Below are 21,606 nucleotides of genomic sequence, written 5' to 3'. Positions count from 1 at the left end.
ATCGGACAGAGCGGAGCGTCGCTCGTGGCTCAGGCCAGGTCTTCGATCTCCTGGTCGGTGAGATCGCCCGGCACCACGGTCACGGGAAGGCGCCGTCCGCCGAAGCCCGCGCCCTCCTTGGCCAGGGCCGAGACTAGCGGGCCGGGGCCGCGGCCGCCGGTGGCGGCGGCCAGCACCATGATCTTGATCTCGGGATCGGCGGCGACCACCGCCTTGATGGCCGCCTTGGCGTCGCCCCGCTCGATAAGGAACTCGGGCGGCTGGCCGGACCGCTCCAGCACCTGTTCGCCCAGGCGCCGCAGAAGGGTCTCGGCCTCCTCGCGCTGCTGGCGCTCGATCTCGTCGCGGACGCCGGACCAGTGCTCGAAGGCGGCGTCAGGCGTCACGCGCAGCATGGCCACCCGTCCGCCCGTCGAACGGGCGCGGCGGCAGGCGTAGGACAGGGCCGCGGCGAACTCCTCGCTGTCGTCGACGATCACCAGGAACTTGCGCGGCACCGCCCCCTCCCCCGTCAGCCCGAGGCCGCCGCGGCCAGCTCGCGCAGGGCCGCGTTGGCGATGGTCAGCTTGGCGAAGCTCCAGCCCTGACCGGCCTGTTCGATCTCGGTCACCGTGCGGGCGGCGAGGTCGACCGCCTCGGGGCGAGCCTCGGCCCAGGCGCGGGCGGCGGCCAGGGCGCCGGCGCCGTCCAGCGCAGCCCCCTTCTTTGTCGTGGCGGCCACGGCCCGGGTCAGCTGGGCCTGCTCCTGCAGCATGTCCTCGATCAGACGGCGCACAGCCATGCGTTCGAAATGGTCCGCCGAGGCCAGGGATCCGGCCGCCGAACGCAGCCGGTCAAAGCCGAACACGGCGCCCACCTGATGATAGAGCCGCGCCATGGCGGGCGCCGGCCACTTCGCCGCCCGGGCCAAATCCGCCACGTCGCTGGTGGCGGTCAGAGGCCGCAGCAGGGCCACCGCCTTGGCCAGGTCCCTGGGGGCGCCCAGCTCGGCGAAGGCCTGGGCCCGCCTGGCGAAGCCCTGCCGGTCGAAATCGGACAGGGTTCCAGCGCCCTCGGCGCGCAGGCCGTCGGCGGCGTCCTGATAGGCCTTGATCAGCGTCTTCACGTCGGCCCCGCCCCGGGTGGCGCGACGGGCCAGCCAGAAGGTCTGGCGCCGCTGGATCAGGGCGATCTCGGCATAAAGCGCAGTTTGGGCGGCGGCCGGGGCCTTATTGTCGAGGGCCGAAACCTCGTCCCAGGCCTCGTCCAGGCGGAAGATGCGCCGGGCCGCCTCATAGGCCACCACCATGGCGGTGGTGTCGCAGCCCGCCGCCGCCTTCAGGCGCGAGGGGAAGGTGGCGCCACACCGGTTGACGATATCGTTGCACAGGACCGTGGCGATGATTTCGCGCCGCAGCCGATGCGTCTTCATGGCCTTTTCGTACCGGCCCAGCGGCTCGGGGAAGTAGCCGACGAGGGTGTCCTCGAAGGCCGGGTCCTCGGGCGCCGCGGAGGCGACGATCTCTTCGGACAGTTCGAGCTTGGCATAGGCCAGCAGCACCGCCAGTTCGGGCCGGGTCAGGCCGCGATGGTTGGCCATCAGCTCGGCGGTGGCGGCCGCGTCCGGCAGGCCCTCGACCTCGCGATTCAGGCGTCCCGCGGCTTCGAGGCGGGCCATGAAGGCCGCGTAGGCGTCCATTTCCGGCGCGGCGCGGGCCTCGGCCAGGGTCAGGGCCAAGGTCTGGTCGTAGTTGTGCGCCAGGACCTTCTCGGCCACCTCGTCGGTCATGGAGGCGAGAAGCTCGTTGCGCGCGGGCCGGGTCAGTTTGCCGGCGGTCTCGACCGAACCGGTCAGGATCTTGATGTTGACCTCGTGGTCCGAGCTGTCGACCCCGGCGGAGTTGTCGATGGCGTCGGTGTTGATGCGGCCGCCGTTGCGGGCGAACTCGATGCGGCCCGCCTGGGTCAGGCCCAGATTGGCGCCCTCGCCCACCACCTGGACCCGCAGCTCGCGCCCCGTGACGCGGACGCCGTCATTGGCCTTGTCGCCGACGCTGAGGTCGGTTTCGTCCTCGGCGCGCACATAGGTGCCGATGCCGCCCAGATAGAGCAGCTCGGCGGGCGCCAGCAGGATGGCGCGCATCAGCTCCTGGGGCGTCAGGGCGTCGGCGGTGATGTCCAGCGCGGCCTTCATCTCGGCGCTGATGGGGATGCTCTTCAGGCTGCGCGAGAAGACGCCGCCACCCTTGGAGATCTTGGTCCTGTCGTAGTCCTGCCAGGACGAGCGGGGCAGCTTGAACATGCGCGACCGCTCCTTCCAGGAGCCGGCCGGATCGGGATCGGGATCGACGAAGATGTCGCGGTGATCGAAGGCGGCCAACAGACGGGTCTGTTTGGACAGCAGCATGCCGTTGCCGAAGACGTCGCCGGACATGTCGCCCACGCCGACGGCGGTGAAGGGCTGCTTCTGGATGTCCTTGCCCATCTCGCGGAAGTGGCGCTTGACCGCTTCCCAGGCGCCGCGGGCGGTGATGCCCATGACCTTGTGGTCGTAGCCGGCCGATCCGCCGCTGGCGAAGGCGTCGCCCAGCCAGAAGCCGTAGTCGGCCGAGATGCCGTTGGCGATGTCGGAGAAGGTGGCCGTGCCCTTGTCGGCGGCCACCACCAGATAGGGGTCGTCGCCTTCCCAGCGGACCACCCGGTCCGGGTGGATGACCTCGCCCGAGGCGCCGATGTTGTCGGTCACGTCCAGGAGGCCCGAGAGGAAGGTGGTGTAGGCGCGGATGGCCTCGGCCCGAACGGCGTCGGGGGCGCCGCCGCGCGGCAGGCACTTCGGATAGAAGCCACCCTTGGAGCCCACCGGGACGATGACGGCGTTCTTGACCTGCTGCGCCTTCACCAGGCCCAGCACCTCGGTGCGGAAGTCGTCACGCCGGTCGGACCAGCGCAACCCGCCGCGCGCCACCGGCCCGAAGCGCAGGTGCACGCCCTCGACGTGCGGCGCCCAGACGAAGATCTCGCGGAAGGGTTTGGGCGCGGGCAGCTCCTCCAGCTCGCGGCTGGCGATCTTGAAGGAGATGTGCGGCTTGTTCTGGTAGAAGTTGGTGCGCTTGATGGCCAGGATGAGGTTGGCCAGGCGGCGCAGCACCCGGTCGTGATCCAGGCTGGCCACGTCCTTCAGCGCCTCGATGATGCGGCCGTAGATGTCTTCGGACGCCGCGGCGCGATCATCGGCCGAGCCCTTGCGGTCCGGATCGAAGCGGGCGGACCAAAGCTCGAGCAGCAGGCGGGCCACCTTGGGATGGTCGGCCAGGGCCTCTTCCTGGAGCTGCTGGCTGGGATCCAGCCCCGTCTGGCCGCGGTAACGGGCCAGGGCGCGGATGAGGGCCGCGGTGCGCCAGCCGACGCCCAGCTCCAGCACCAGGCGGTTGAAGCCGTCGCTCTCGGTCTCGCCCGACCAGGCGGCGGCGAAGGCGGCCTCGAAGGGGTCGCGCACCTCGTCGAAGCACAAGCGCTCGCCGCGGGGGTCCTCCAGCAGGAACTCGTGCACATAGGTGACGACGCCGTCGGGCGCGCGCACGGCGTGGCCGGATTCCTCCAGCGCCTTCAGCCCCATGTGGTCCAGGATAGGCAGCACGTCGGCCAGGGGCGCCGGGCCGCCGCGTCGGTAAAGCTTGAAGCGGAACTGCAGCACCGAGTCCGTGGCGGCGCGGAAGGCGCGCACGCCCACATCGCCTGCGCCGTCCAGATGCTCGATCTCGTCCAGATCGCGCAGGGCCTCGTCGGCGTCGTAGCGGTCGCGGAAGCCGGCGGGAAAGGCGTCGGCCCAGCGCTCGGTGAGGTCCTCGACCGCCACGTCGGCGCGGCCGCTGTCGCGCGCGGCCTGCTCGAAGCGGTCGCGCCAGGAGCGCGAAGTTTCGGCGACCGCCGCTTCCAGCTGGGCCAGGTCGGGCTCCGGGTGCGACCCTGGCTCGACCCCGACGATGTAGTGCACCCGCACCAGCGGGGCGTCGGACAGCAGCGGATAAAAGGCCGAGATGCGCCCGCCCCAGGCCTCGGACAGCAGCCTGCCGACACGCTGGCGCACGCCCACGTCGTAGCGATCGCGCGGCACGAACAGCAGCACCGAGACGAAACGGTCGAAGGGGTCCTTGCGGGTGAACAGCTTGACCCGGGGCCGGTCGTACAGATGCAGGATGCCGAGGGCCGTCTCGAGCAGCTCGTCCTCTGAGATCTGGAAGAGCTCGTCGCGCGGATAGTTCTCGAGAATGTTCTTCAGCCGCTTGTGGCTGTGGCTGCCCTCGACCTTGGCGGCGCGGGCAAGGGCGTTGGCGACCTTGCGGCGGATCAGGGGCACCTGGCCGGCCGAACGGTCATAGGCCTCGGCGGTGAAGAGGCCCACGAAGCGCACCTCCCCCGAAGGCTTGCCGTCGTCGCCGTAGCGGCGCACGCCGACGTAATCCATGTAGGCGCGGCGGTGGACGCGCGAGCGCAGGTTGGCCTTGGCCACGATCACCGGCTCGGACAGGTCGAGGCGGGCGCGCAGCTGCTGGGTCAGGAGGGCCGGCTCGTTCAGGCGGCGCAGCACCGCCCGGTTCGGGTCGCGCAGGACGCCCAGCCCCTGCTTGGCCTGGGTCAGCGGCGCCTGGGCGGCGTAGTCGCCGTCCTTGGTGCGCGGATAGCCGTACTCGCGCGCGCCCAGGAAGACGAAGTGATCGCCCTTCAGCCACTCGAGGAAGGCCACGGTTTCGTCGAGCTGATCCTGGTCCAGCCCCGCCGCGCCGGTCTTCAGATCGGCGACGCTCTTCTGCATCAGGGCGTCCATGGCGGCGTGATCGTCGACGGCGGCCCGCACGTCCGCCAGGGCCTCGCGCACTGCCGTTCGGACGATGGCGGCGCGGTCCTCGGTCAGCGTGTCGATCACCACCATGATGAAGGACAGCCGCTTGCCGTCGATCTCGACCACCGGGTGATACATGGCGCGGGCCGAGACGTTCTGGGCGGTCAGCTCGCCCATGACGCTGTCCACCAGGAAGGGGCCGTCGGCCTGGACGATCTCGATCAGGTCGTAGGGACAGCCGTCCACGCGGCGCGTCCGGATGTCGGGCCCAACGGCCGGATCGTGGGCGTGGGCGCGCTTCCAGAACAGGCCCAGCTCACGCACGGTGGCCTCAAGGCTGAGCTCGGGCGTCTCATCGGCCGCGTGATCCTCAAGGGCCTGGGTCAGGAACAGCTCGGCTGGGGCGGTCAGCTTCGCCCCCGCGCCGGATGCTTCGACGAAGGCCTTGCGAATCTTGCTCTGGATCATTTCCGCGCCGCTTTGATCGACCCGCCCGGTCGGCGGGCGGACTCGTCAGGCTCTAGGCCAAGGCGGCGGGGGATTGAAGCCCCAAAAGCGAATCCGCCCCCCAAAGCAAAACCGCCGGATGTCGCAAAGACATCCGGCGGCTGGCGCCCGCCACGAGGGGGGAGGGGCGGCGGGCGTTATTCCCGGCGCGAGGGGGGAGGGAAGCGCCGGTCTGGCTCGGCGGCGGAGGGGGACGCCGCCGGTCGATGCGGATATAGGAACGCCGTCGGGCGAAAAAAGGTTCGCCTGTGGAAAAATTCGTGGCCGCCCGTCCCTAGGCCGCGGCCGGGTCGGCGTCCTCGCCGGGATAGGGGTCGCCGTCTCCCGACAGCAGGATGGCGATCCAGCGGGTGCCCTGGAACTGGGCCAGAATGGCGATGGCCATGACCGCCAGCGGGGTCGACAGGAACATGCCCGCCACGCCCCACAATGCGCCCCAGAAGGCGAGGGCCAGAAGCACCACCACCGGATCGATGTTCTGGTTGTCGCCCTGCATGCGCGGCTGGATGAAGTTGCCGACGATGGACTGGATCACATACAGACCGATCAGCAGGATCAGGGCCTGGCTGTAGCCGGGGAACTGGGCCAGGGCGAACAGGGGCGGCGCAAGGCCCGCCACGGCGCCGCCCAGTATGGGAATGTAGCCCACCACGAAGATGACGAAGGTCCAGAACAGCACGTTGTCCAGGCCCACCACCGTCATCAGCACGGCGGCGGCGGCGGCGATCATCAGGCCCGTGACGGTCTGGACCCAGAGATAGCCCTCGACCCCGCTGCGGATACGGCCAAAGATCTCGACCGCCTCGTCGCGCTCGCCCCGGCCCGGGAACATGGCCACCAGCTTGCGCTTGAAGCCCACGCGCGAGGCCATGAGGAAGCCCAGATAGACCAGCACGAAGAAGGCGCCGGAGGCCACGCTCTGCACCTGGCCGGCGAGGCGGCCGGCCCAGGCGGCGAGGTCCAGCCGCTCCAGCAGGTCCCGGGCGGTGGGCGTCACCTCGAGCCGGGCCATGCGGGCGGCGTCGGCGATGATGGCGTCGATGCGTTCGGCCAGGGTCGAGGCCTGGCTGAGGATGCCGGCGACCCCGTCGATCAGCACCCAGACCGCCCCGGCGAAGCCCAGGGTGATCAGCACCACCGAAAAGGCCAGGGCCCAGCCCCCCGCCAGGCCGGTGCGGTCGGACACCCAGCGGGCCAGCCCGTCAATCATGATCAGAAGGAAGATGGCCAGGGCCAGGGGGGTGAGAATGTCCCGCAGCCAGTAGAGGGCCGCGCCCGCCGCCACCACGGCGATGACGACCACGGCGTTGCGCGTTACATGCGCGGCGGCGGCGTTGGCCTGATCGACCTTCGGCTTGGCGGGAGAACGGCTCATGACCGGACCATCCAGCCTTGCGAAGCCACGGTCAATCCGCCGATTGCCGGGGCGCCAGCCGCCACATGCGCAAGGGGTGCCTGACCGTTCCGGCCTCTCGCCCGGCCGCCTCGCCCCGCCCCATGTAGAAGTCGGCGCGGACCGGCCCGCGGATGGCGCCGCCCGTGTCCAGCGCCACGGTCAGCGCATGATACCCGGCCACGGCGCCGGGCAGGGAGGCCCCCGACGCCTCGATCCAGACGAGATCGCCGTAAGTCCAGTGGGCGGGGTCCACGGCGATGGCGTGGCGGGCGGTCAGGGGAACGCCCGCGGCGCCCGAGGGCTCGCCGCCGTCATCCGGCTCCAGCCGGAAGAAGACATAGCGGGGATTGAGGGCCATGACCTCATTCGCCTCCGGCCCGCGATGTGCGGCCAGCCAGGCGCGGATGGCCTCGCCGGAGGTCTGGCCGCGCGGCAGAAGGCCTCGCGCCTCCATGGGGCGGGCGATGCCCGTGAAGGGATGGCCGTTGTGGGCGGCGAAGGCGGCCCGGACGCGACGACCGTCCTCCAGGGTGAGATAGCCCGACCCCTGGATCTGCATGAAGAACAGGTCCTCGGGCCGCATCCAGGCCAGGGCGTCCCCGGCGGGCACAGCTTCGATCTCCGCGCGGCTGGGATGGGGGCCTTCGGCGAGCTGCGGCCGCGGTCGAACAGGCGCCGAGAACTCGGCGTCCGGCGTCGTGCGCGCCTCATACTCGGGGGCGAAATAGGCTGTCAGCAGCCCCTCGCCTTCCGCGCGGATCGGCGTGAACCAGGTCTCGAAGTAGGCGCGGGCCGCGACCCTGTCGGTCAAGTCGCCGCGCAAGGCGGCGGCGCAGGCCGCCTCGGCCTGGCGTACGACCCCGGCCGCGCAGGCGCGCCGCCAGGCGAAGAAGGCGGCCAGGTGGTCGGCCTGCGTCCAGCCGTCCAGGCCCGCGAAATTCGCCGGGACCGGCGCTGGCGGCGGCGGCTGTGCGGGAGCCGGGGGCGGCGGAGAAGGCGCCTGGGGAGACGGTGTCGGCCCGGGCTCGGATTCCGGCAGGCTGGCGCAGGCGCTCACCGCAGCCGCCAGAACCAGCGGGGCGAGGGCTTTGAGCCGCATCAGGCGGTGGCGGGCTCGGTGCGGGTCAGACGCCAGTTGGGATCCGCCACGCCCAGGCGGCGCTCGAAGGTCCACAGCTCGGCGGTGCGGCGCTCGGTCGTCGTCTCGCCGGAGGACTCGATACGCTTGTCGAGCAGCTCGGCCAGAAAGCGCACGCGCACCTGGGCCATGTCGCCCGTGACCTCGGCATGGTCGATGTCGGCGCGAGGCGGGTGGACGAACTCCACGCTTTCCTGAGCGCCCGAGGCCGAACGCTCCTGAATGCCCGCCTCGAACAGGGCCAGGACCCGTTCAGACAGCAGCGGCCTGAGGGTCTCGACGTCGCCCGCCGCGTAGGCCCGCACAATGGTCTCATAGGCCTGACGGGCGCCGTCCAGGAAACGGGTGACGTCGAACTGGGGATCGCGCGCCTTGAGCGCGGCGACGCCCCTGGCCGCTTCCGCATCCAGGCCGTGAGCGGCGGCGAGCGCTTCGGCGGGCGTGGGGGCGGGCGCGCCCTGGGGCGTGGCCGGGCGGTCGTCCTCGGGCTGACGGCCCACCTTCTTGCCCAGCACGTTGTAAAGCTGGAACAGCAGGAAGAGGGCGGCCACGGCAAGGAGGATGATGACGACAGTCTGGTTCAAGGCGCGCTCTGGGGTTGGCCGGCGTTGACCGACTAGTTAGGCGCGCCCGCGCCGCCGTCCAAGGCCCTGATCGCCTGGCCGCGGTCGCATTGCGCCTTTGGGGCCCCCGTGATAGCAGCCGCGCTTTCTTTCCCCAAGGGAGCCTGAACAGGTTTCCCGCAAAGGCTTGGCTCGAGCATGACCGACGAAACCGCAGCGCCCCAGGGCGCCCCCGCCCCGGGGGACGCCCCCGCCGGGCCGCAGATGCGCATCCTGGCCCAGTACGTGAAGGACCTGTCCTTCGAGAACCCGCGCGCGCCCGAAAGTCTGCGGGTGGAAGGCAAGCCGGCCATCGACCTGGGCGTCGAGATGGGCGCGCAGGGCCGCGCCGACGGCCTTTTCGAGGTCGACCTGAAGCTGTCGGTGAAGGCCACCCATGAGGAGGCGGTGCTGTTCAACATCGAACTGCAGTACGGCGGGCTGTTCCAGATCGCCGGGGTCGCCGCCAACGACATGGAGCCCATGCTGCTGGTGGAATGCCCGCGCTATCTGTTCCCGTTCGCGCGCCAGATCATCTCCAACTGCACCTCGGAGGGCGGCTTCTTCCCGCCGTTCCAGCTGGAGCCCCTGGACTTCGCCGCCATCTACCATTCGCGCAAGGCGCAGATCGCCCAGGGTCAGGCCTAGGGGCCTGATCAGGACGACGTCTCAGGCGGCCCGGGTCGCCTGAGCCTCGCCGTCGTAGGCCGCCCACAGCGATCGGTCCTTCAGCACGTCAGCCAGAAAGGCCGCGTGGCGTTCGCGCTCGGCGGTCGTGGACCTGGGCCGCCATTCGCGCGCCGGCCGGCTCGCGGCGGCGGCCGCCGCCGCCTGGACCATGGGAGCCGCAGCGACCGACAGGTCCAGGCCGCGCTCCTTGCCGCCGCGCAGTTCCAGATAGACGGACGCCAGCAGGCGCGTATCGATCAGGGCGCCGTGCAGGGTCCGCTCAGCCAGCGAGACCTTGAAGCGCCGGCACAGGGCGTCGAGCGAGTTGGCCATGCCGGGAAAGCGCTTCTGGGCCAGGGCCAGGGTGTCGATCCAGCGGTCTTCGTGCAGTTCCGGCCATCCGCACAGGCCGAGCTCGTGGTTGATGAAGCCCCGGTCGAAGGCGGCGTTGTGAGCCACGATGGGATCGCCCGCCAGAAAGTCCAGCAGCTCCTCGCAGATGTCGGAGAAGAGGGGCTCGCCCGCCACGCGCTCATTGGTGATGCCGTGCACGCGGATCGCGTCGGCCTCGATGATCCGCTGAGGATTCACATACCTGTGGAAGACGCGGCCGGTGGGCAGCAGATCCTCCACCTCGATGCAGGCGATTTCGATCAGGCGGTGACCGGCGCGAGGGTCCAGTCCCGTGGTTTCCGTGTCCAGAACGATCTCGCGCGCCATGGCCTCTTAGTCGCGCGGTTCGCCCGGATTGAAAAGAGTCCGCTAGGTCGCGCCCCCATCGGCCTTGCGCCGCCAGCCCGGCGCCGTGACCACCGCCATGATGCCCCGCACCTGCTGACGGGCGGCCTCCAGGCCCCGCGAGGTGTCGACGATGAAGTCCGCGCGCTCGCGTTTCTCCGCATCGGGGAGCTGGCGCGCCAGAAGGGCCCTGAAGCGCGCCTCGGTCATCCCGAGTCGGCCGAGAACGCGGACGCGCTGGGCGTCGGGCGGCGCGGTCGCCACCACCACGGCGTCGAGGTCGGCCTGCCGGCCGGTCTCGAACAGCAGGGGAATGTCGAGGACCGCCACCTTCACCTCATCGGCCTTGGCCTGCTCGAGGAAGGCGGCTCGGTGCTCAGCCACCAGGGGATGAATGGCGGCCTCGATGCGAGGCAGGAGGTCCGGAGCCTCGGACAGCAGGCGGCGCAGGACGACCCGATCCACGACGCCGTCGTGAACGGCTTCGGGGGCTATCGCCTCCAGGGCTCGGGCCGCCGGTCCATCCTTGGCGTAGAGCTGGTGCACGGCGGCGTCGGCGTCCCAGACACGGGCGCCGAGTTCGCGGAAGAGGCCTGCCGTCGTGGTCTTGCCCATGCCGATCGAGCCGGTCAGGCCCAGGACGATCATGTGGTCGTCTCCGCCAGGGCCTGCTCAAGCAGGGCCCGGATATCCAGGCGGACATCGGGCGGCTGCCCGAACAGGGCCTCGAAGGAGGGGCGGCCCTGGCCGATCAGCATGTCCAGTCCATCGATCGGCCTGAGGCCCGCCGCCCGAGCGGCCCGCAAGAGCGGCGTCTCGAGCGGACGATAGACCATGTCCATCACGGCTGCACCTGGCGCCATGCGTTCAAGTGGAACTTCGGGCGAGGACGAGCCGTGCAGGCCCATGGGCGTGGCGTTGATAAGCAAGGGCGCGCCGGCGACCGCATCGGGGAGATCCTCCCACGGCGCGACCGATACGCCGGCTGCGACGTTCCGTAGCCAGCCTGCCGTCGAGGGACGGCGCGCCGCCACGATAATTTCCCGCACACCCCAGCGCGACAGGGCGGGCAGCGCCGCCGCGGCGGCTCCGCCGGCGCCCATGATGACGGCCCGCTCCGGCGCCTCCAGCCCGGCCGTCGTAAGCGCCCAGATCAGCCCAACCCCGTCGGTGCTGTGCGCCTCGATCTGGCCGCCCCGGAACAGCAGCAGGTTGGCGGAACCCGTCAGGCTCACCTCCTGCGAGCGAATGTCCGCCAGCCTGGCCGCCTGACCCTTGAAGGGTGCAGTGATGTTCAGGCCGAGCAGCGAGGCTCGGCGGAGGCCCTGGATGAACGAGGAAAACCCGCCGGGCGTCGTCTCGAAAGGCGCATAGACGGCGTCCAGGCCCGCCGCCCTGATCCACGCCCCGTGCATGACGGGACTGAGAGATTGGGCGATGGGAGATCCGACGACCCCCGCCACCTTGGCTGCCCCCTTGGCCTTGCTCACTCCGGAATCAGCTCCCGATTCCGCAGTTCAGCCAGCAGGGGCAGCAGCGGCAGGCCGAGGATGGAGAAGTAGTCACCGGTCATGGCCGCGAGCAGCCGAACCCCCGGGCCTTCAAGCCGGTAGGCCCCGACGCTGGACAGCAAGGCTTCGCCCTCGCTCGCCAGCTGGCGGTCCAGCTCAGCGTCGCTGAAGTCCCGGAAGGTGAGTCGCGGCGAATCCACGTGCTCCCATAACACGGTTTGGTTGACCGCAAGTACAACTGACGAGTGTAGGCTGTGGGTCGTGTTCCGCAGGTCCCGGAGGCGTTGGGCGGCCGCCTCCAGGTCCACAGGCTTGTCGAGCAGGCGGCCGTGCAGGTCGAGCGTCTGATCGGCCGCGATGATGACCGCGTCGGGGCGTTGTTCGGACGCCGCCAGGGCCTTGGCCGTGGCCAGAGCCTTCGCCACCTCAAGGGGCGAGCGCCCCTCCGCCACCAGGCGGTCTTTCAGGGGGCCCTCGTCAACACCGGCGTCGGCGGCCTCGACGGGAACGCCGGCGCCCCGCAGCAGGCTGAGGCGGGCGGCGCTGCGGGAAGCCAGAACCAGGCGGGTCATCGGCGGCGCTCGCGGCGTTCATTGAGCAGGTTGATGACGGCGGCGGCCGTCTCCTCAACGGACCGCCGGGTCACGTCGATGGTGGGCCAGCCGTTGCGGTGGAACAGGCGCTTGGCCTGGATAATTTCGTCGCGGACCACGCCCTCATCCACATAGTTGGTGTCACGAACCTCGCCCAATACGTTCAATCGGTTGCGGCGGACCTGCAGCAGGCGGTCCGGCGAGACGGTCAGGCCGACGATGAGGGGCTGCGTCAGGCCTTCCAGACCTGGCGGCGTCCCGTGGCCGGGCACCAGGGGCACATTGGCGGCGCGCACGCCCCGGTGAGCCAGATAGATGCAGGTCGGGGTCTTGGAGGTGCGGCTGACGCCCACCAGAACCACGTCGGCCTTGTTCAGGTCCGGCGCGCCCTGTCCGTCGTCGTGGGCGATGGCGTAGTCGAGGGCGCTGATCCGGTTGAAATAGTCATGGTCCAGGGCGTGCTGGGCGCCCACCCGCGTGGTCAGGGAGGCCCCGAGATAGCGCGACAGGGTGGCGATCAGAGGATCGAGCGCCGCGATCTCCGGCGTATTGAGGGCCCGGCAGCCCTCGATCAGCATATTGCGCAGGTCCGGGTCCACTAGGGTGTGCAGCACCAGGCCCGGGGCCGCGGCGATCTGCTCGAGCACGCGCTCCATCTGCTTGGGCGAGCGGACCAGGGCGTAGATGTGCTCGATCGGGATGACGCTTTCGAAGCGGGCCGTGGCCGCCTTGCCCACCGCGTTCAGGGTCTCACCGGTGGAATCGGAGACCAGATGCACATGGAAATAGGTGGCGAGGCGGGGCGGGGCCTGCGGCATCGAGAGGGATCCGGTCCTACTGGGTGGGTGTGGAAAACAGTTGGGCGGCGGGGGACGCCGACGTCAACCGTCGCGCCATTCCCGAAGCTATGGGGACGGCGGTGGACCCCCCGGTCCGCCCGTCCCCAGGCGCCGAGGCTCTGAACGCTGGATCATCGACAACTGGGCGCCGTTCGGCCCGCCCAGACACCATTCACAGCCGATCCCTTCGAAGAGGTTAACGCTTCCTTAACGCCCGCAAGGCGCTGAGCCAGGCTATCCCCGTCCTCCACAGCCTCGGCCCACTGACGCTCGGGGCCCGGGCTCGCTGGGGATGACCCGGCGGTTCGGGCATGGAAAGCGAGATCATCCCCACGGCGCCCCTGCCCTATCTTCCTCAACAAGGCTCTTTCTCTTTTTCTTTTTGAGTTGAGAGGGGCGGGATTCCATGAGACCGGAGCGCCATGAGCCCGGCGAGACCTGACTTCCTGCGCGTCCTGGACGGCGAGACCCTGACGCGACCCCCGGTATGGTTCATGCGGCAGGCGGGGCGCTACCTGCCGGAATACCGCGAGCTGCGCACCCGGAGCCGGGACTTCATCGAGTTCTGCCTGACCCCGGAGCGGGCGGCGGAGGCGACGCTGCAGCCCATGCGGCGCTTCCCCTTCGACGCGGCGATTGTCTTCGCCGATATCCTGCTGATCCCGCGCGCCCTGGGACAGGACGTCCGCTTCGAGGTTGGCGAGGGGCCGGTCCTGGGCGAGCTGCCGCCGCTGGAGGCCATGGCCGAGCGCACTCTTCAGGCGGGCGAGGCCTTGGGCGCCGTGGGCGAAACCCTGCGCCTGGTCCGGGCCAATCTCGATGTGCGAAAGGCGCTGATCGGGTTCGCCGGGGCGCCCTGGACCGTGGCCACCTATATGCTGGACGGCCGGCCGGGGCTCGACCGGGCGGCGGCGCGGCGCTTCGCCTACGAGACGCCGGAGCGGGTGGACCGGCTGCTGGAGGTGCTGGTCGAGGCCACGGTGGACTACCTGGCCATGCAGGCGCGCTCGGGCGCCGACGCCTTGAAACTGTTCGAAAGCTGGGCCGAGGGCCTGCCCGACGACCTGTTCGAGCGGCTGGTTCTGAAACCCCATCAGCGTATCGTCGAGGGTCTGCGCGGGCGGGGCGTGAACCTGCCCCTGATCGGCTTTCCGCGCGGCGTGGCGGCCCAGGCGGAGGCCTATGCCGCGGCCGTCCCGGTCCAGGCGGTGGCGCTGGACACCAGCTGCCCGCTGGCCGTGGGACGGAAGGTGCAGCAGATCAAACCGATTCAGGGCGCGCTCGATCCTCTGCTTCTGCGGGCGGGCGGCCCGGCGCTCGACGTCCGGATCGACCAGCTGCTTGAGGCCTGGGGCGCGGGTCCGTGGATCTTCAACCTGGGCCACGGCATTCTGCCGGACACGCCGATCGCCCATGTGGAACGCACGCTTCAGCGGCTGAAGGGCTGAGCCGATGCGGCTGGCGGTGGTGCTGTTCAATCTGGGCGGACCGGATGGACCCGAGGCCGTAAGGCCTTTTCTGTTCAACCTGTTCAACGATCCGGCCATCATCCGCCTGCCGGGGCTGTTGCGGACGCCCCTGGCTCGCCTGATCTCATCACGGCGCGAGAAGGCGGCGCAGGCCAACTACGCCCTCATGGGCGGGCGCTCGCCCATCGTGCCGGAGACTGAAGCCCAGGCCGCGGCTCTGACGGCCGCGCTGAAGACCGCGCTGCCCGAGGCGGAGACACGGGTCTTCATCGCCATGCGGTATTGGACGCCCATGGTGGAGGAGGTGGCCGCCGAGGTGGCGGCCTGGCGAGCTGACGAGATCGTGCTCTTGCCGCTCTACCCCCAGTTCTCCACGACCACGACCGCTTCGTCCCTGAAGGCGTGGCGCAAGTCCTATGGCGGGACCGCGCGGACCTCGACCGTCTGCTGCTATCCGGCTGGCCGGGGCTGGATCGACAGCCAGGCGCGGCTGATCACCGAAGCGCTGGCGGGATCGGACCGGCCGCTCCGGGTCCTGTTCTCGGCCCATGGCGTGCCGAAGTCGGTCATTGACGGCGGCGATCCCTATCAGGCCCAGGTGGAGATGACCGCCGCGGCGGTCGCCGCAAGGGCCGGCCTGTCCGACTGGACGATTTGCTACCAGAGCCGCGTCGGGCCCATGAAGTGGCTGGAGCCGTCGACGATCGATGCGCTGAAGACGGCGGCGCGGGACCGGGTCGGAGTGGCGGTGGTCCCCATCGCCTTTGTCTCCGAGCATATCGAGACCCTGGTCGAGCTGGACATCGAGTACGCTGAACTGGCTCATGAGCTGGGCCTGCCGGCCTATGTTCGGGTTCCGGCGGCGGGCGTTCAGCCCGATTTCATCGGGGGGCTGGCCGAGGCTGTGATCGCGGCAAGGAGGGCGGGGGGGACAGCGCCCTGCGGGCCAGGCTGCGCGCCGGGGTTCGCGGCCTGCCCCCGTTCAGAAGCGTCGTCAGATCAAGGACTTACGTCGTGAACGCCTGGCTGGCCGAACACTATGACCTGCTCAGGGGTCTGCACATCCTGGCCGTGATCGCCTGGATGGCCGGCCTGCTCTACCTGCCCCGGCTTTTCGCCTATCACGCCAGGGCCGGACGGGGCTCGGACCTGGATGTCACCTTCCAGACCATGGAGTTCAAGCTCCTGAAGATCATCATGAACCCGGCCATGATCGCCGCCTGGCTGTTCGGCGGCCTGTTGATCTGGGTGGATGGAGCAGTGCTTCGGGGTTGGGATTTTCTGGCCCAGCCGTGGATGATCGCGAAGCTTCTGGGTGTGGTGGTGCTGACGGGCTGGCATCACTACCTGATGGTCGAGCGCAAGCGCATCGCCGCCGGCGCGTCCCGGCGCGGCGAAAAGTTCTGGCGGATGGCCAACGAGCTGCCCTTCCTTGCGGCCATCATCATGGTGATCGCCGTGACGACCGAGTTTGGCCAAAGCTGATCGGCGGCGCTTGACGGCGGTCCTGCGAATGTGGTTCCGCTGACCTACCACGTTGGGTCCGTCCCGGCGTCCCGTCTCCTTGCCCGGCTCAGCCCCCTGAGGCGCCTGCGCCGGCCCCCCATCGGCCTTAGGGCCCGACATTCCCCTAGACCCGAGCCCGCCGATCCCGGCGGCGCCTGACCCTGCGTGACCTCCATGAGCGACGACCTGATCCCCGAAGCCGCCGAAACGCCCGCCTCCGCCGAGCTGGAGGGCGCCGACGCTGTCGAAGAGTCCATCGCCGGCCAGAAGGTCTCCCTGACGGAGCTCAAGGAGAAGTCGCCCACCGAGTTGGTGGCCTTCGCCGAAGCCTTCGAGATCGAGAACGCCTCCAATCTGCGCAAGCAGGACCTGATGTTCGCCATCCTCAAGGCTCTGGCCGACGAGGAGGTGGAGATCACCGGCTCGGGCGTGCTGGAGGTGCTGCCCGACGGCTTCGGCTTCCTGCGCAGTCCCGACGCCAACTATCTGCCGGGCCCGGACGACATCTATGTCTCACCCTCCCAGATCCGCCGTTTCGGACTGAGGACCGGCGACACGGTGGAGGGCGGCGTGCGCGGCCCGCGCGAAGGCGAGCGCTATTTCGCCCTCCTCAAGGTCGACACGATCAATTTCGAAGACCCTGAGACCGTCAAGCACAAGGTCAACTTCGACAACCTGACGCCGCTCTATCCGGACGAGCGGCTGAACATGGAGATTCAGGATCCGACCTTGAAGGACCGGTCGGGCCGCGTCATCGACATCGTCGCGCCGCTCGGCAAGGGTCAGCGCTGCCTGATCGTGGCGCCGCCGCGGGTCGGTAAGACCGTGATGTTGCAGAACATCGCCAAGTCCATCGAGACCAACCACCCGGAGTGCTATCTCATCGTTCTGCTGATTGATGAACGTCCGGAGGAAGTCACCGACATGCAGCGAACGGTGAAGGGCGAGGTGGTGGCCTCCACCTTCGACGAGCCGGCGACGCGGCACGTGGCGGTCGCCGAGATGGTGATCGAGAAGGCCAAGCGCCTGGTCGAACACAAGCGCGACGTGGTGATCCTGCTGGACTCGGTGACGCGTCTGGGCCGAGCCTACAACACCACGGTTCCATCTTCGGGCAAGGTGCTGACGGGCGGCGTGGACGCCAACGCCCTGCAGCGGCCCAAGCGCTTCTTCGGCGCCGCGCGCAACATCGAGCAGGGCGGATCCCTGACCATCATCGCCACGGCCCTGATCGACACGGGCAGCCGCATGGACGAGGTGATCTTCGAAGAGTTCAAGGGCACCGGCAACTCGGAGATCGTCCTGGACCGCAAGGTGGCGGACAAGCGCATCTTCCCCGCCATCGACGTGCTCAAGTCCGGCACCCGCAAGGAGGAGCTGATCACGCCAAAGGATCAGCTGACCAAGACCTACGTGCTGCGCCGCATCCTCAACCCCATGGGGCCGCAGGACGCCATCGAGTTCCTGCTGGACAAGCTGCGCCAGACGAAGAACAACGGCGACTTCTTCCAGTCCATGAACACCTGATCCTTATCGCAGCAGGCCGGGCGGCGCGGCTTGAGGGTGCCTGTTTCACGTGAAACAGTCTGACCGGGAGGTCTGACCATGAAGATCAATGTCGAGATCGACTGCACGCCGGAAGAGGCCCGTGCATTCCTGGGCCTGCCCGACGTCGCGCCGCTGAACCAACACCTCGTGGCGGAGATGCAGCGGCGCATGGACGAGAACATGGCGCGCATGCAGCCCGAGGAGCTGATGAAGGCCTGGACCAGCTTCGGCCTTCAGGCCCAGGACGCCTTCCGCGCCATGATGACGGCGGCGAAGCCCTAGGGGCATGCGCGACACCATCTTCGCCCTGGCGACGGCGCCCGGACGCGCGGCCCTGGCCGTGATCCGGCTGTCCGGTCCGGCGGCGTGGGAGGCCGCCGCAGCGCTGGGCGCGACGAACCTGGAGCCGCGCCAGGCCCATCTGCGCAAGTTGCTCGAACCCAACGGTGAAGGGCTCGACGAAGCGCTGGTGGTGGGATTTCGCGGACCGGCCAGCTTCACCGGCGAAGACGTGGTAGAGCTGCACCTTCACGGTGGGCCGGCCGTGGTCCACGCCGTGACGAGGGCACTGCTTGGGCAAGGCCTGAGAGCCGCCGAGCCCGGTGAGTTCGCCCGGCGGGCCTTTGAAGCGGGCAGGCTGGACCTGACCCAGGCCGAAGGCATCGCCGACCTTATCGACGCTGAAAGCGACGCGCAGCGGCGCCAGGCCCTCGGCCAGTTGGACGGCGCCATGGCGGGGCGGGCGGCGGCGTGGCGCGCCGATCTCGTCCGCATCCTCGCGCGACTGGAGGCCGCGATCGACTTCCCCGACGAGGCGTTGCCGGAGGACCTGGCGTCCAGCATGGGGGGGCCGATCAGCGATCTGGCGCAGCGTTTGCGTCAGGCCCTGTCGGAAGGCGCCCGAGGCGAGGCGGTGCGCGACGGGTTTCAGGTCGCCCTGGTGGGACCGCCGAATGCCGGCAAGTCCACCCTCTTCAATGGACTGCTTGAGCGGGACGCGGCCATTGTTACGGATATCCCCGGCACCACCCGCGATGTGCTGGAGGGGGCGCTGAATCTGGGCGGCTACCGCGTCGTTCTGTTTGACACGGCAGGGCTTCGCGACACCCATGATGTGGTCGAGGCCGAGGGCGTGCGTCGGGCCCGCCTGCGCGCCGAGACGGCGCACTTGCGGCTGCACCTGCGAGACGGGAGGACCGCCGAGACCGTGGACACTGGCCCGGCCGACTGGTGGGTACGAACCCGCGCAGACATGACCGGGACGAGGGCCTCCGGGCCCCGGGTGTTCGACACCGCGCCGGGCCCCGAGGGCGTGGCCGGGCTTAGGCAGGCCCTGGCCGCTCACGTGGCGCAAAGCCTTTCCGGCTCGGAGTTTCCCGCTGTGACCCGGGCGCGCCACGCCCGGCGCCTCTCCATGGCGATCGAGGCGCTGGAACAAGCGGGGGCGGCCCTGAGTATCGGCCCCGAGCTGGCGGCGGAAGATGTCCGGGCGGCCGCGGCGGCCCTGGACGGTCTGACAGGGCGCATCGGCGTGGAGGATGTGCTGGACGAGGTCTTTTCCAGCTTCTGCATCGGCAAGTGATGTTTCACGTGAAACACAGGGGTTCGGTCGCACCGCCGCCGGATTGATGCTATAGGCGCGCTCCCCATGAGCAGCTTTGATGTCATTGTTGTCGGCGGCGGTCACGCCGGATGCGAGGCGGCCGCCGCGGCCGCCCGGGCCGGTGCGCGCACTCTACTGCTGACGCACAGACTGGACGCTCTCGGTGAGATGTCCTGCAACCCGGCCATGGGCGGGCTTGGCAAGGGGCATCTGATCCGGGAAGTGGACGCCCTGGACGGCTTGATGGGCAAGGCCTCGGACGCCGCAGGCATCCAGTTCCGCCTTCTAAACCGGTCCAAAGGCCCAGCCGTGCGGGGCCCCCGGGCCCAGATCGACCGTGGCCTGTACAAGACGGCCATGCAGGCCCTTCTGGCAGAGGTCAAAGGGTTGGAGCTGCGTGCGGCGCCCGTCGACGACCTGATCCTTCAGGCCAACCGGGTGGTCGGCGTGAGGACGGCGGGCGGGTGCGACATCAGAGCTGGGGCCGTGGTCCTGACGACCGGCACCTTCCTCAACGGCGTCATCCACCGGGGCGAATTCCGCCAGGCCGCGGGCCGTCATGGCGACCCGGCCGCCATCGGCCTGTCGAAGACGCTTTACGGTCTGGACCTGCGGATGGGGCGCTTGAAGACGGGTACGCCAGCCCGACTGCGGACCGCCTCGATCGCCTGGGACCGGCTCGAACGCCAGGAAGGCGACGCCGAGCCTGTGCCCTTCTCGTTCCTGACCGATCGCATCGAGCGCCAGCAGATCGCCTGCGGGGTCACGTGGACCAATGCGGAGACCCACCAGATCATCGCCGAGCGGCTGGACGAGTCGGCGGTGTATGGCGGCGCCCTGTCGGGACGGGGGCCGCGCTACTGTCCCTCCATCGAGGACAAGGTGGTGCGGTTTGCGGACAAGGACAGTCATCAGGTGTTCCTTGAGCCCGAAGGCCTGCCCGGCACGCCCTGCGGTGACATCGTCTATCCGAACGGCGTCTCCACCTCGGTCTCCGAGGCGACCCAGCTGGCCTTCCTGCGCACCATGGCGGGGCTTGAACAGGTGGAGGTCGAGCGTTTCGGCTACGCCATCGAATACGACTATGTGGATCCGCGCGAACTGGACGCGACCCTGGCTGTGAAGCGCCTGCCGGGCCTCTATCTGGCCGGGCAGATCAACGGCACGACGGGCTACGAGGAGGCGGCGGCGCAGGGGCTGTGGGCCGGTCTCAATGCCGCGCGCGCGGTGGGAGACCAGGACGGCGCCGTGCTGGGCCGGGACCAGGCCTATCTGGGCGTGCTCATCGACGACCTGATCACCACGGGGGTCACCGAACCCTATCGCATGCTGACCAGCCGGGCTGAGTACCGCCTGACCCTGCGGGCGGACAACGCCGATCAGCGCCTGACGCCCATGGGCCTGGCTATGGGCGTGGTGGGTCACGAGCGCGCCCAAGCGTTCACCGCCAAGGCGGACGCTCTCGTCCGCGAGCGGGCGCGGGCTTCCGAGCTGACCCTGACCCCCCAGGAGGCGGAGGCGAACGGCCTGCCGGCCAAGGCGGACGGCCGCCGCCGTGACGTTCTCCAGCTGCTGGCTCTGCCGGAGGTGTCGCTGGATCGATTGGCTCAGGTCTGGCCTGAAATCTCCGACTGGAGCCCGGCGGTTCGCGAGCAGATCGAGATCGACGCGGCCTATGCGGGCTATCTCGACCGCCAGAGGGCCGACGCCGAAGCGTTGCGGCGCGAAGAGTCCCTGATCCTCCCCGTCGATATGGATTACGGCAAAGTCGGGGGCCTGTCGGCCGAGGCGCGCGAAAAGCTGAGCCTGGTGCGGCCACGCACCCTGGGCCAGGCGGCGCGGATCGAAGGCGTGACCCCAGGGGCGTTGACGGCCCTGCTGGGCCATGTGCGGCGGCTGAACGCCGCTTCCGCGGCATGAGCTACGGGCCCGAGGCCTTTCAGGCCGATACCGGAGCCTCCGATCAGGCCATGGCGGACCTGGGGCGTTTCCGCGAGCTTCTCATCGAGGCGAACGCGGTGATGAATCTGGTCGGCCCGTCGACCCTCGCAGACTTCTGGATACGGCACGCCCTGGACAGCGCCCAGCTGCTGAAACTCGCGCCCACGGCCAGGACCTGGGCCGATCTCGGCGCCGGCGCGGGCTTTCCGGGCGTGGTCCTGGCGATCCTGCTGAAGGATCGTGCGGGCGCCCACGTCCATCTGATCGACAGCCTCGGCAAGCGCTGCCGCTTCCTGGAGCAGGCCGTGACGGAGTTGGCCCTGCCGGCGACGGTCGTCAACGGACGCGCCGAGGATCAGCGATTGAAGGTCGAGGTCGTCACCGCTCGGGCCGTCGCGCCTTTGGATCGTTTGTTGGATTACGCCCAAGGCTACCTTGACCGGGGCGCGCGGGGCCTGTTTCTGAAAGGGCGAAAGGCCGAGGCCGAACTGGCTGAGGCCCGGCGCCGCCGGCGGATCTCGGCCCAGCTGATCCCGTCGGCGACCGACCCGGAAAGCCGCATTGTGTCGATCGAGAGCGCCCGCCTTGTCCGCTGAACCCGTCATCTCCGCCCAGCCGGGCCCCGTCCGCGTCCTGGCGGTTGCGAACCAGAAGGGCGGGGTCGGCAAGACCACCACGGCTATAAATCTCGGCACAGCCCTGGCGGCCGTCGGCGAACGGGTTTTGC

Annotated in this window: 20 protein-coding genes; 10 read left to right on the top strand and 10 right to left on the bottom strand. The window is 69.6% G+C overall.

The genetic code is table 11. The features are described 5' to 3' along the window. Positions 1-29: 29 nt before the first annotated feature. The 5 genes from Q0812_RS06675 to timA form a co-directional block, all read right to left on the bottom strand. Positions 30-497, bottom strand: a complete 468-nt coding sequence (locus Q0812_RS06675) for a universal stress protein (protein ID WP_302109533.1) — start codon at positions 495-497, stop codon at positions 30-32. A 14-nt stretch (positions 498-511) separates the two neighbouring features. Continuing rightward, entirely contained in the window at positions 512-5,287 is a 4,776-nt protein-coding gene (locus tag Q0812_RS06670) for an NAD-glutamate dehydrogenase (RefSeq protein ID WP_302109532.1), read from the bottom strand. A 313-nt stretch (positions 5,288-5,600) separates the two neighbouring features. Then, a complete protein-coding gene (locus Q0812_RS06665) occupies positions 5,601-6,701 on the bottom strand; it encodes an AI-2E family transporter (protein ID WP_302109531.1) in 1,101 nt (366 codons plus the stop codon). A 31-nt stretch (positions 6,702-6,732) separates the two neighbouring features. After that, positions 6,733-7,821, bottom strand: a complete 1,089-nt coding sequence (locus Q0812_RS06660) for an MltA domain-containing protein (RefSeq protein ID WP_302109530.1) — start codon at positions 7,819-7,821, stop codon at positions 6,733-6,735. Then, complete coding sequence (timA, locus tag Q0812_RS06655) at positions 7,821-8,444, bottom strand: TIM44-related membrane protein TimA (RefSeq protein ID WP_302109529.1); 624 nt, start codon at positions 8,442-8,444, stop codon at positions 7,821-7,823. The genes Q0812_RS06660 and timA overlap by 1 nt, the downstream gene beginning before the upstream one ends. A gap of 177 nt (positions 8,445-8,621) precedes the next feature. Here timA and secB point away from each other — a divergent pair, with 177 nt between their 5' ends. Further along, complete coding sequence (secB, locus tag Q0812_RS06650) at positions 8,622-9,110, top strand: protein-export chaperone SecB (RefSeq protein WP_302109528.1); 489 nt, start codon at positions 8,622-8,624, stop codon at positions 9,108-9,110. Positions 9,111-9,131: 21 nt separating this feature from the next. On the opposite strand, the gene dnaQ is transcribed toward secB, so the two are convergent. The 5 genes from dnaQ to Q0812_RS06625 are packed head-to-tail and all read right to left on the bottom strand — an operon-like array spanning position 9,132 to position 12,791. Further along, positions 9,132-9,851 (bottom strand): DNA polymerase III subunit epsilon, encoded by a 720-nt coding sequence (dnaQ, locus tag Q0812_RS06645; protein ID WP_302109527.1) that lies wholly within the window; start codon positions 9,849-9,851, stop codon positions 9,132-9,134. A 42-nt stretch (positions 9,852-9,893) separates the two neighbouring features. Then, positions 9,894-10,517, bottom strand: a complete 624-nt coding sequence (gene coaE / locus Q0812_RS06640) for a dephospho-CoA kinase (protein WP_302109526.1) — start codon at positions 10,515-10,517, stop codon at positions 9,894-9,896. Further along, positions 10,514-11,359, bottom strand: coding sequence for a shikimate dehydrogenase family protein (locus Q0812_RS06635; RefSeq protein ID WP_302109525.1), 846 nt, complete (start codon positions 11,357-11,359; stop codon positions 10,514-10,516). Before Q0812_RS06635 ends, coaE begins: the two co-directional genes overlap by 4 nt. Continuing rightward, positions 11,356-11,952, bottom strand: a complete 597-nt coding sequence (locus tag Q0812_RS06630; protein WP_302109524.1) for a Maf family protein — start codon at positions 11,950-11,952, stop codon at positions 11,356-11,358. The genes Q0812_RS06635 and Q0812_RS06630 overlap by 4 nt, the downstream gene beginning before the upstream one ends. After that, the gene (locus tag Q0812_RS06625; RefSeq protein ID WP_302109523.1) at positions 11,949-12,791 is read right to left on the bottom strand and encodes a pyruvate, water dikinase regulatory protein; all 843 of its coding nucleotides are present in this window, start codon (positions 12,789-12,791) and stop codon (positions 11,949-11,951) included. The genes Q0812_RS06630 and Q0812_RS06625 overlap by 4 nt, the downstream gene beginning before the upstream one ends. 443 nt (positions 12,792-13,234) lie before the next feature. Between Q0812_RS06625 and hemE the strand changes: the two genes are divergently transcribed. The 9 genes from hemE to Q0812_RS06580 form a co-directional block, all read left to right on the top strand. Beyond that, positions 13,235-14,260, top strand: a complete 1,026-nt coding sequence (hemE, locus tag Q0812_RS06620) for a uroporphyrinogen decarboxylase (RefSeq protein WP_302109522.1) — start codon at positions 13,235-13,237, stop codon at positions 14,258-14,260. A gap of 4 nt (positions 14,261-14,264) precedes the next feature. Further along, complete coding sequence (gene hemH / locus Q0812_RS06615) at positions 14,265-15,299, top strand: ferrochelatase (RefSeq protein ID WP_302109521.1); 1,035 nt, start codon at positions 14,265-14,267, stop codon at positions 15,297-15,299. Further along, positions 15,296-15,766 carry a CopD family protein gene (locus Q0812_RS06610; protein ID WP_302109520.1) on the top strand — a complete coding sequence of 157 codons (471 nt, stop codon included), beginning with the start codon at positions 15,296-15,298 and terminating at the stop codon, positions 15,764-15,766. The genes hemH and Q0812_RS06610 overlap by 4 nt, the downstream gene beginning before the upstream one ends. Before the next feature lie 195 nt (positions 15,767-15,961). After that, positions 15,962-17,314 carry a transcription termination factor Rho gene (gene rho, locus Q0812_RS06605; RefSeq protein ID WP_341923519.1) on the top strand — a complete coding sequence of 451 codons (1,353 nt, stop codon included), beginning with the start codon at positions 15,962-15,964 and terminating at the stop codon, positions 17,312-17,314. 78 nt (positions 17,315-17,392) lie between these two features. Then, positions 17,393-17,617, top strand: a complete 225-nt coding sequence (locus tag Q0812_RS06600; protein WP_302109519.1) for a DUF6489 family protein — start codon at positions 17,393-17,395, stop codon at positions 17,615-17,617. Positions 17,618-17,621: 4 nt separating this feature from the next. Beyond that, positions 17,622-18,917, top strand: a complete 1,296-nt coding sequence (mnmE, locus tag Q0812_RS06595; protein ID WP_302109518.1) for a tRNA uridine-5-carboxymethylaminomethyl(34) synthesis GTPase MnmE — start codon at positions 17,622-17,624, stop codon at positions 18,915-18,917. A gap of 66 nt (positions 18,918-18,983) precedes the next feature. Beyond that, positions 18,984-20,858 carry a tRNA uridine-5-carboxymethylaminomethyl(34) synthesis enzyme MnmG gene (mnmG, locus tag Q0812_RS06590; protein ID WP_302109517.1) on the top strand — a complete coding sequence of 625 codons (1,875 nt, stop codon included), beginning with the start codon at positions 18,984-18,986 and terminating at the stop codon, positions 20,856-20,858. Next, entirely contained in the window at positions 20,855-21,475 is a 621-nt protein-coding gene (gene rsmG / locus Q0812_RS06585) for a 16S rRNA (guanine(527)-N(7))-methyltransferase RsmG (RefSeq protein ID WP_302109516.1), read from the top strand. The genes mnmG and rsmG overlap by 4 nt, the downstream gene beginning before the upstream one ends. 7 nt (positions 21,476-21,482) lie before the next feature. Continuing rightward, positions 21,483-21,606, top strand: a 124-nt coding sequence (locus Q0812_RS06580; protein ID WP_302109663.1) for a ParA family protein, incomplete at its 3' end; no start/stop codon positions are given.

Source organism: Peiella sedimenti (assembly GCF_030504955.1).
GTDB lineage: Bacteria > Pseudomonadota > Alphaproteobacteria > Caulobacterales > Caulobacteraceae > Brevundimonas > Brevundimonas sedimenti.
The sequence above is the reverse complement of the archived record's forward strand: the minus strand, read 5'-3'. Positions and strand labels throughout refer to the sequence as shown.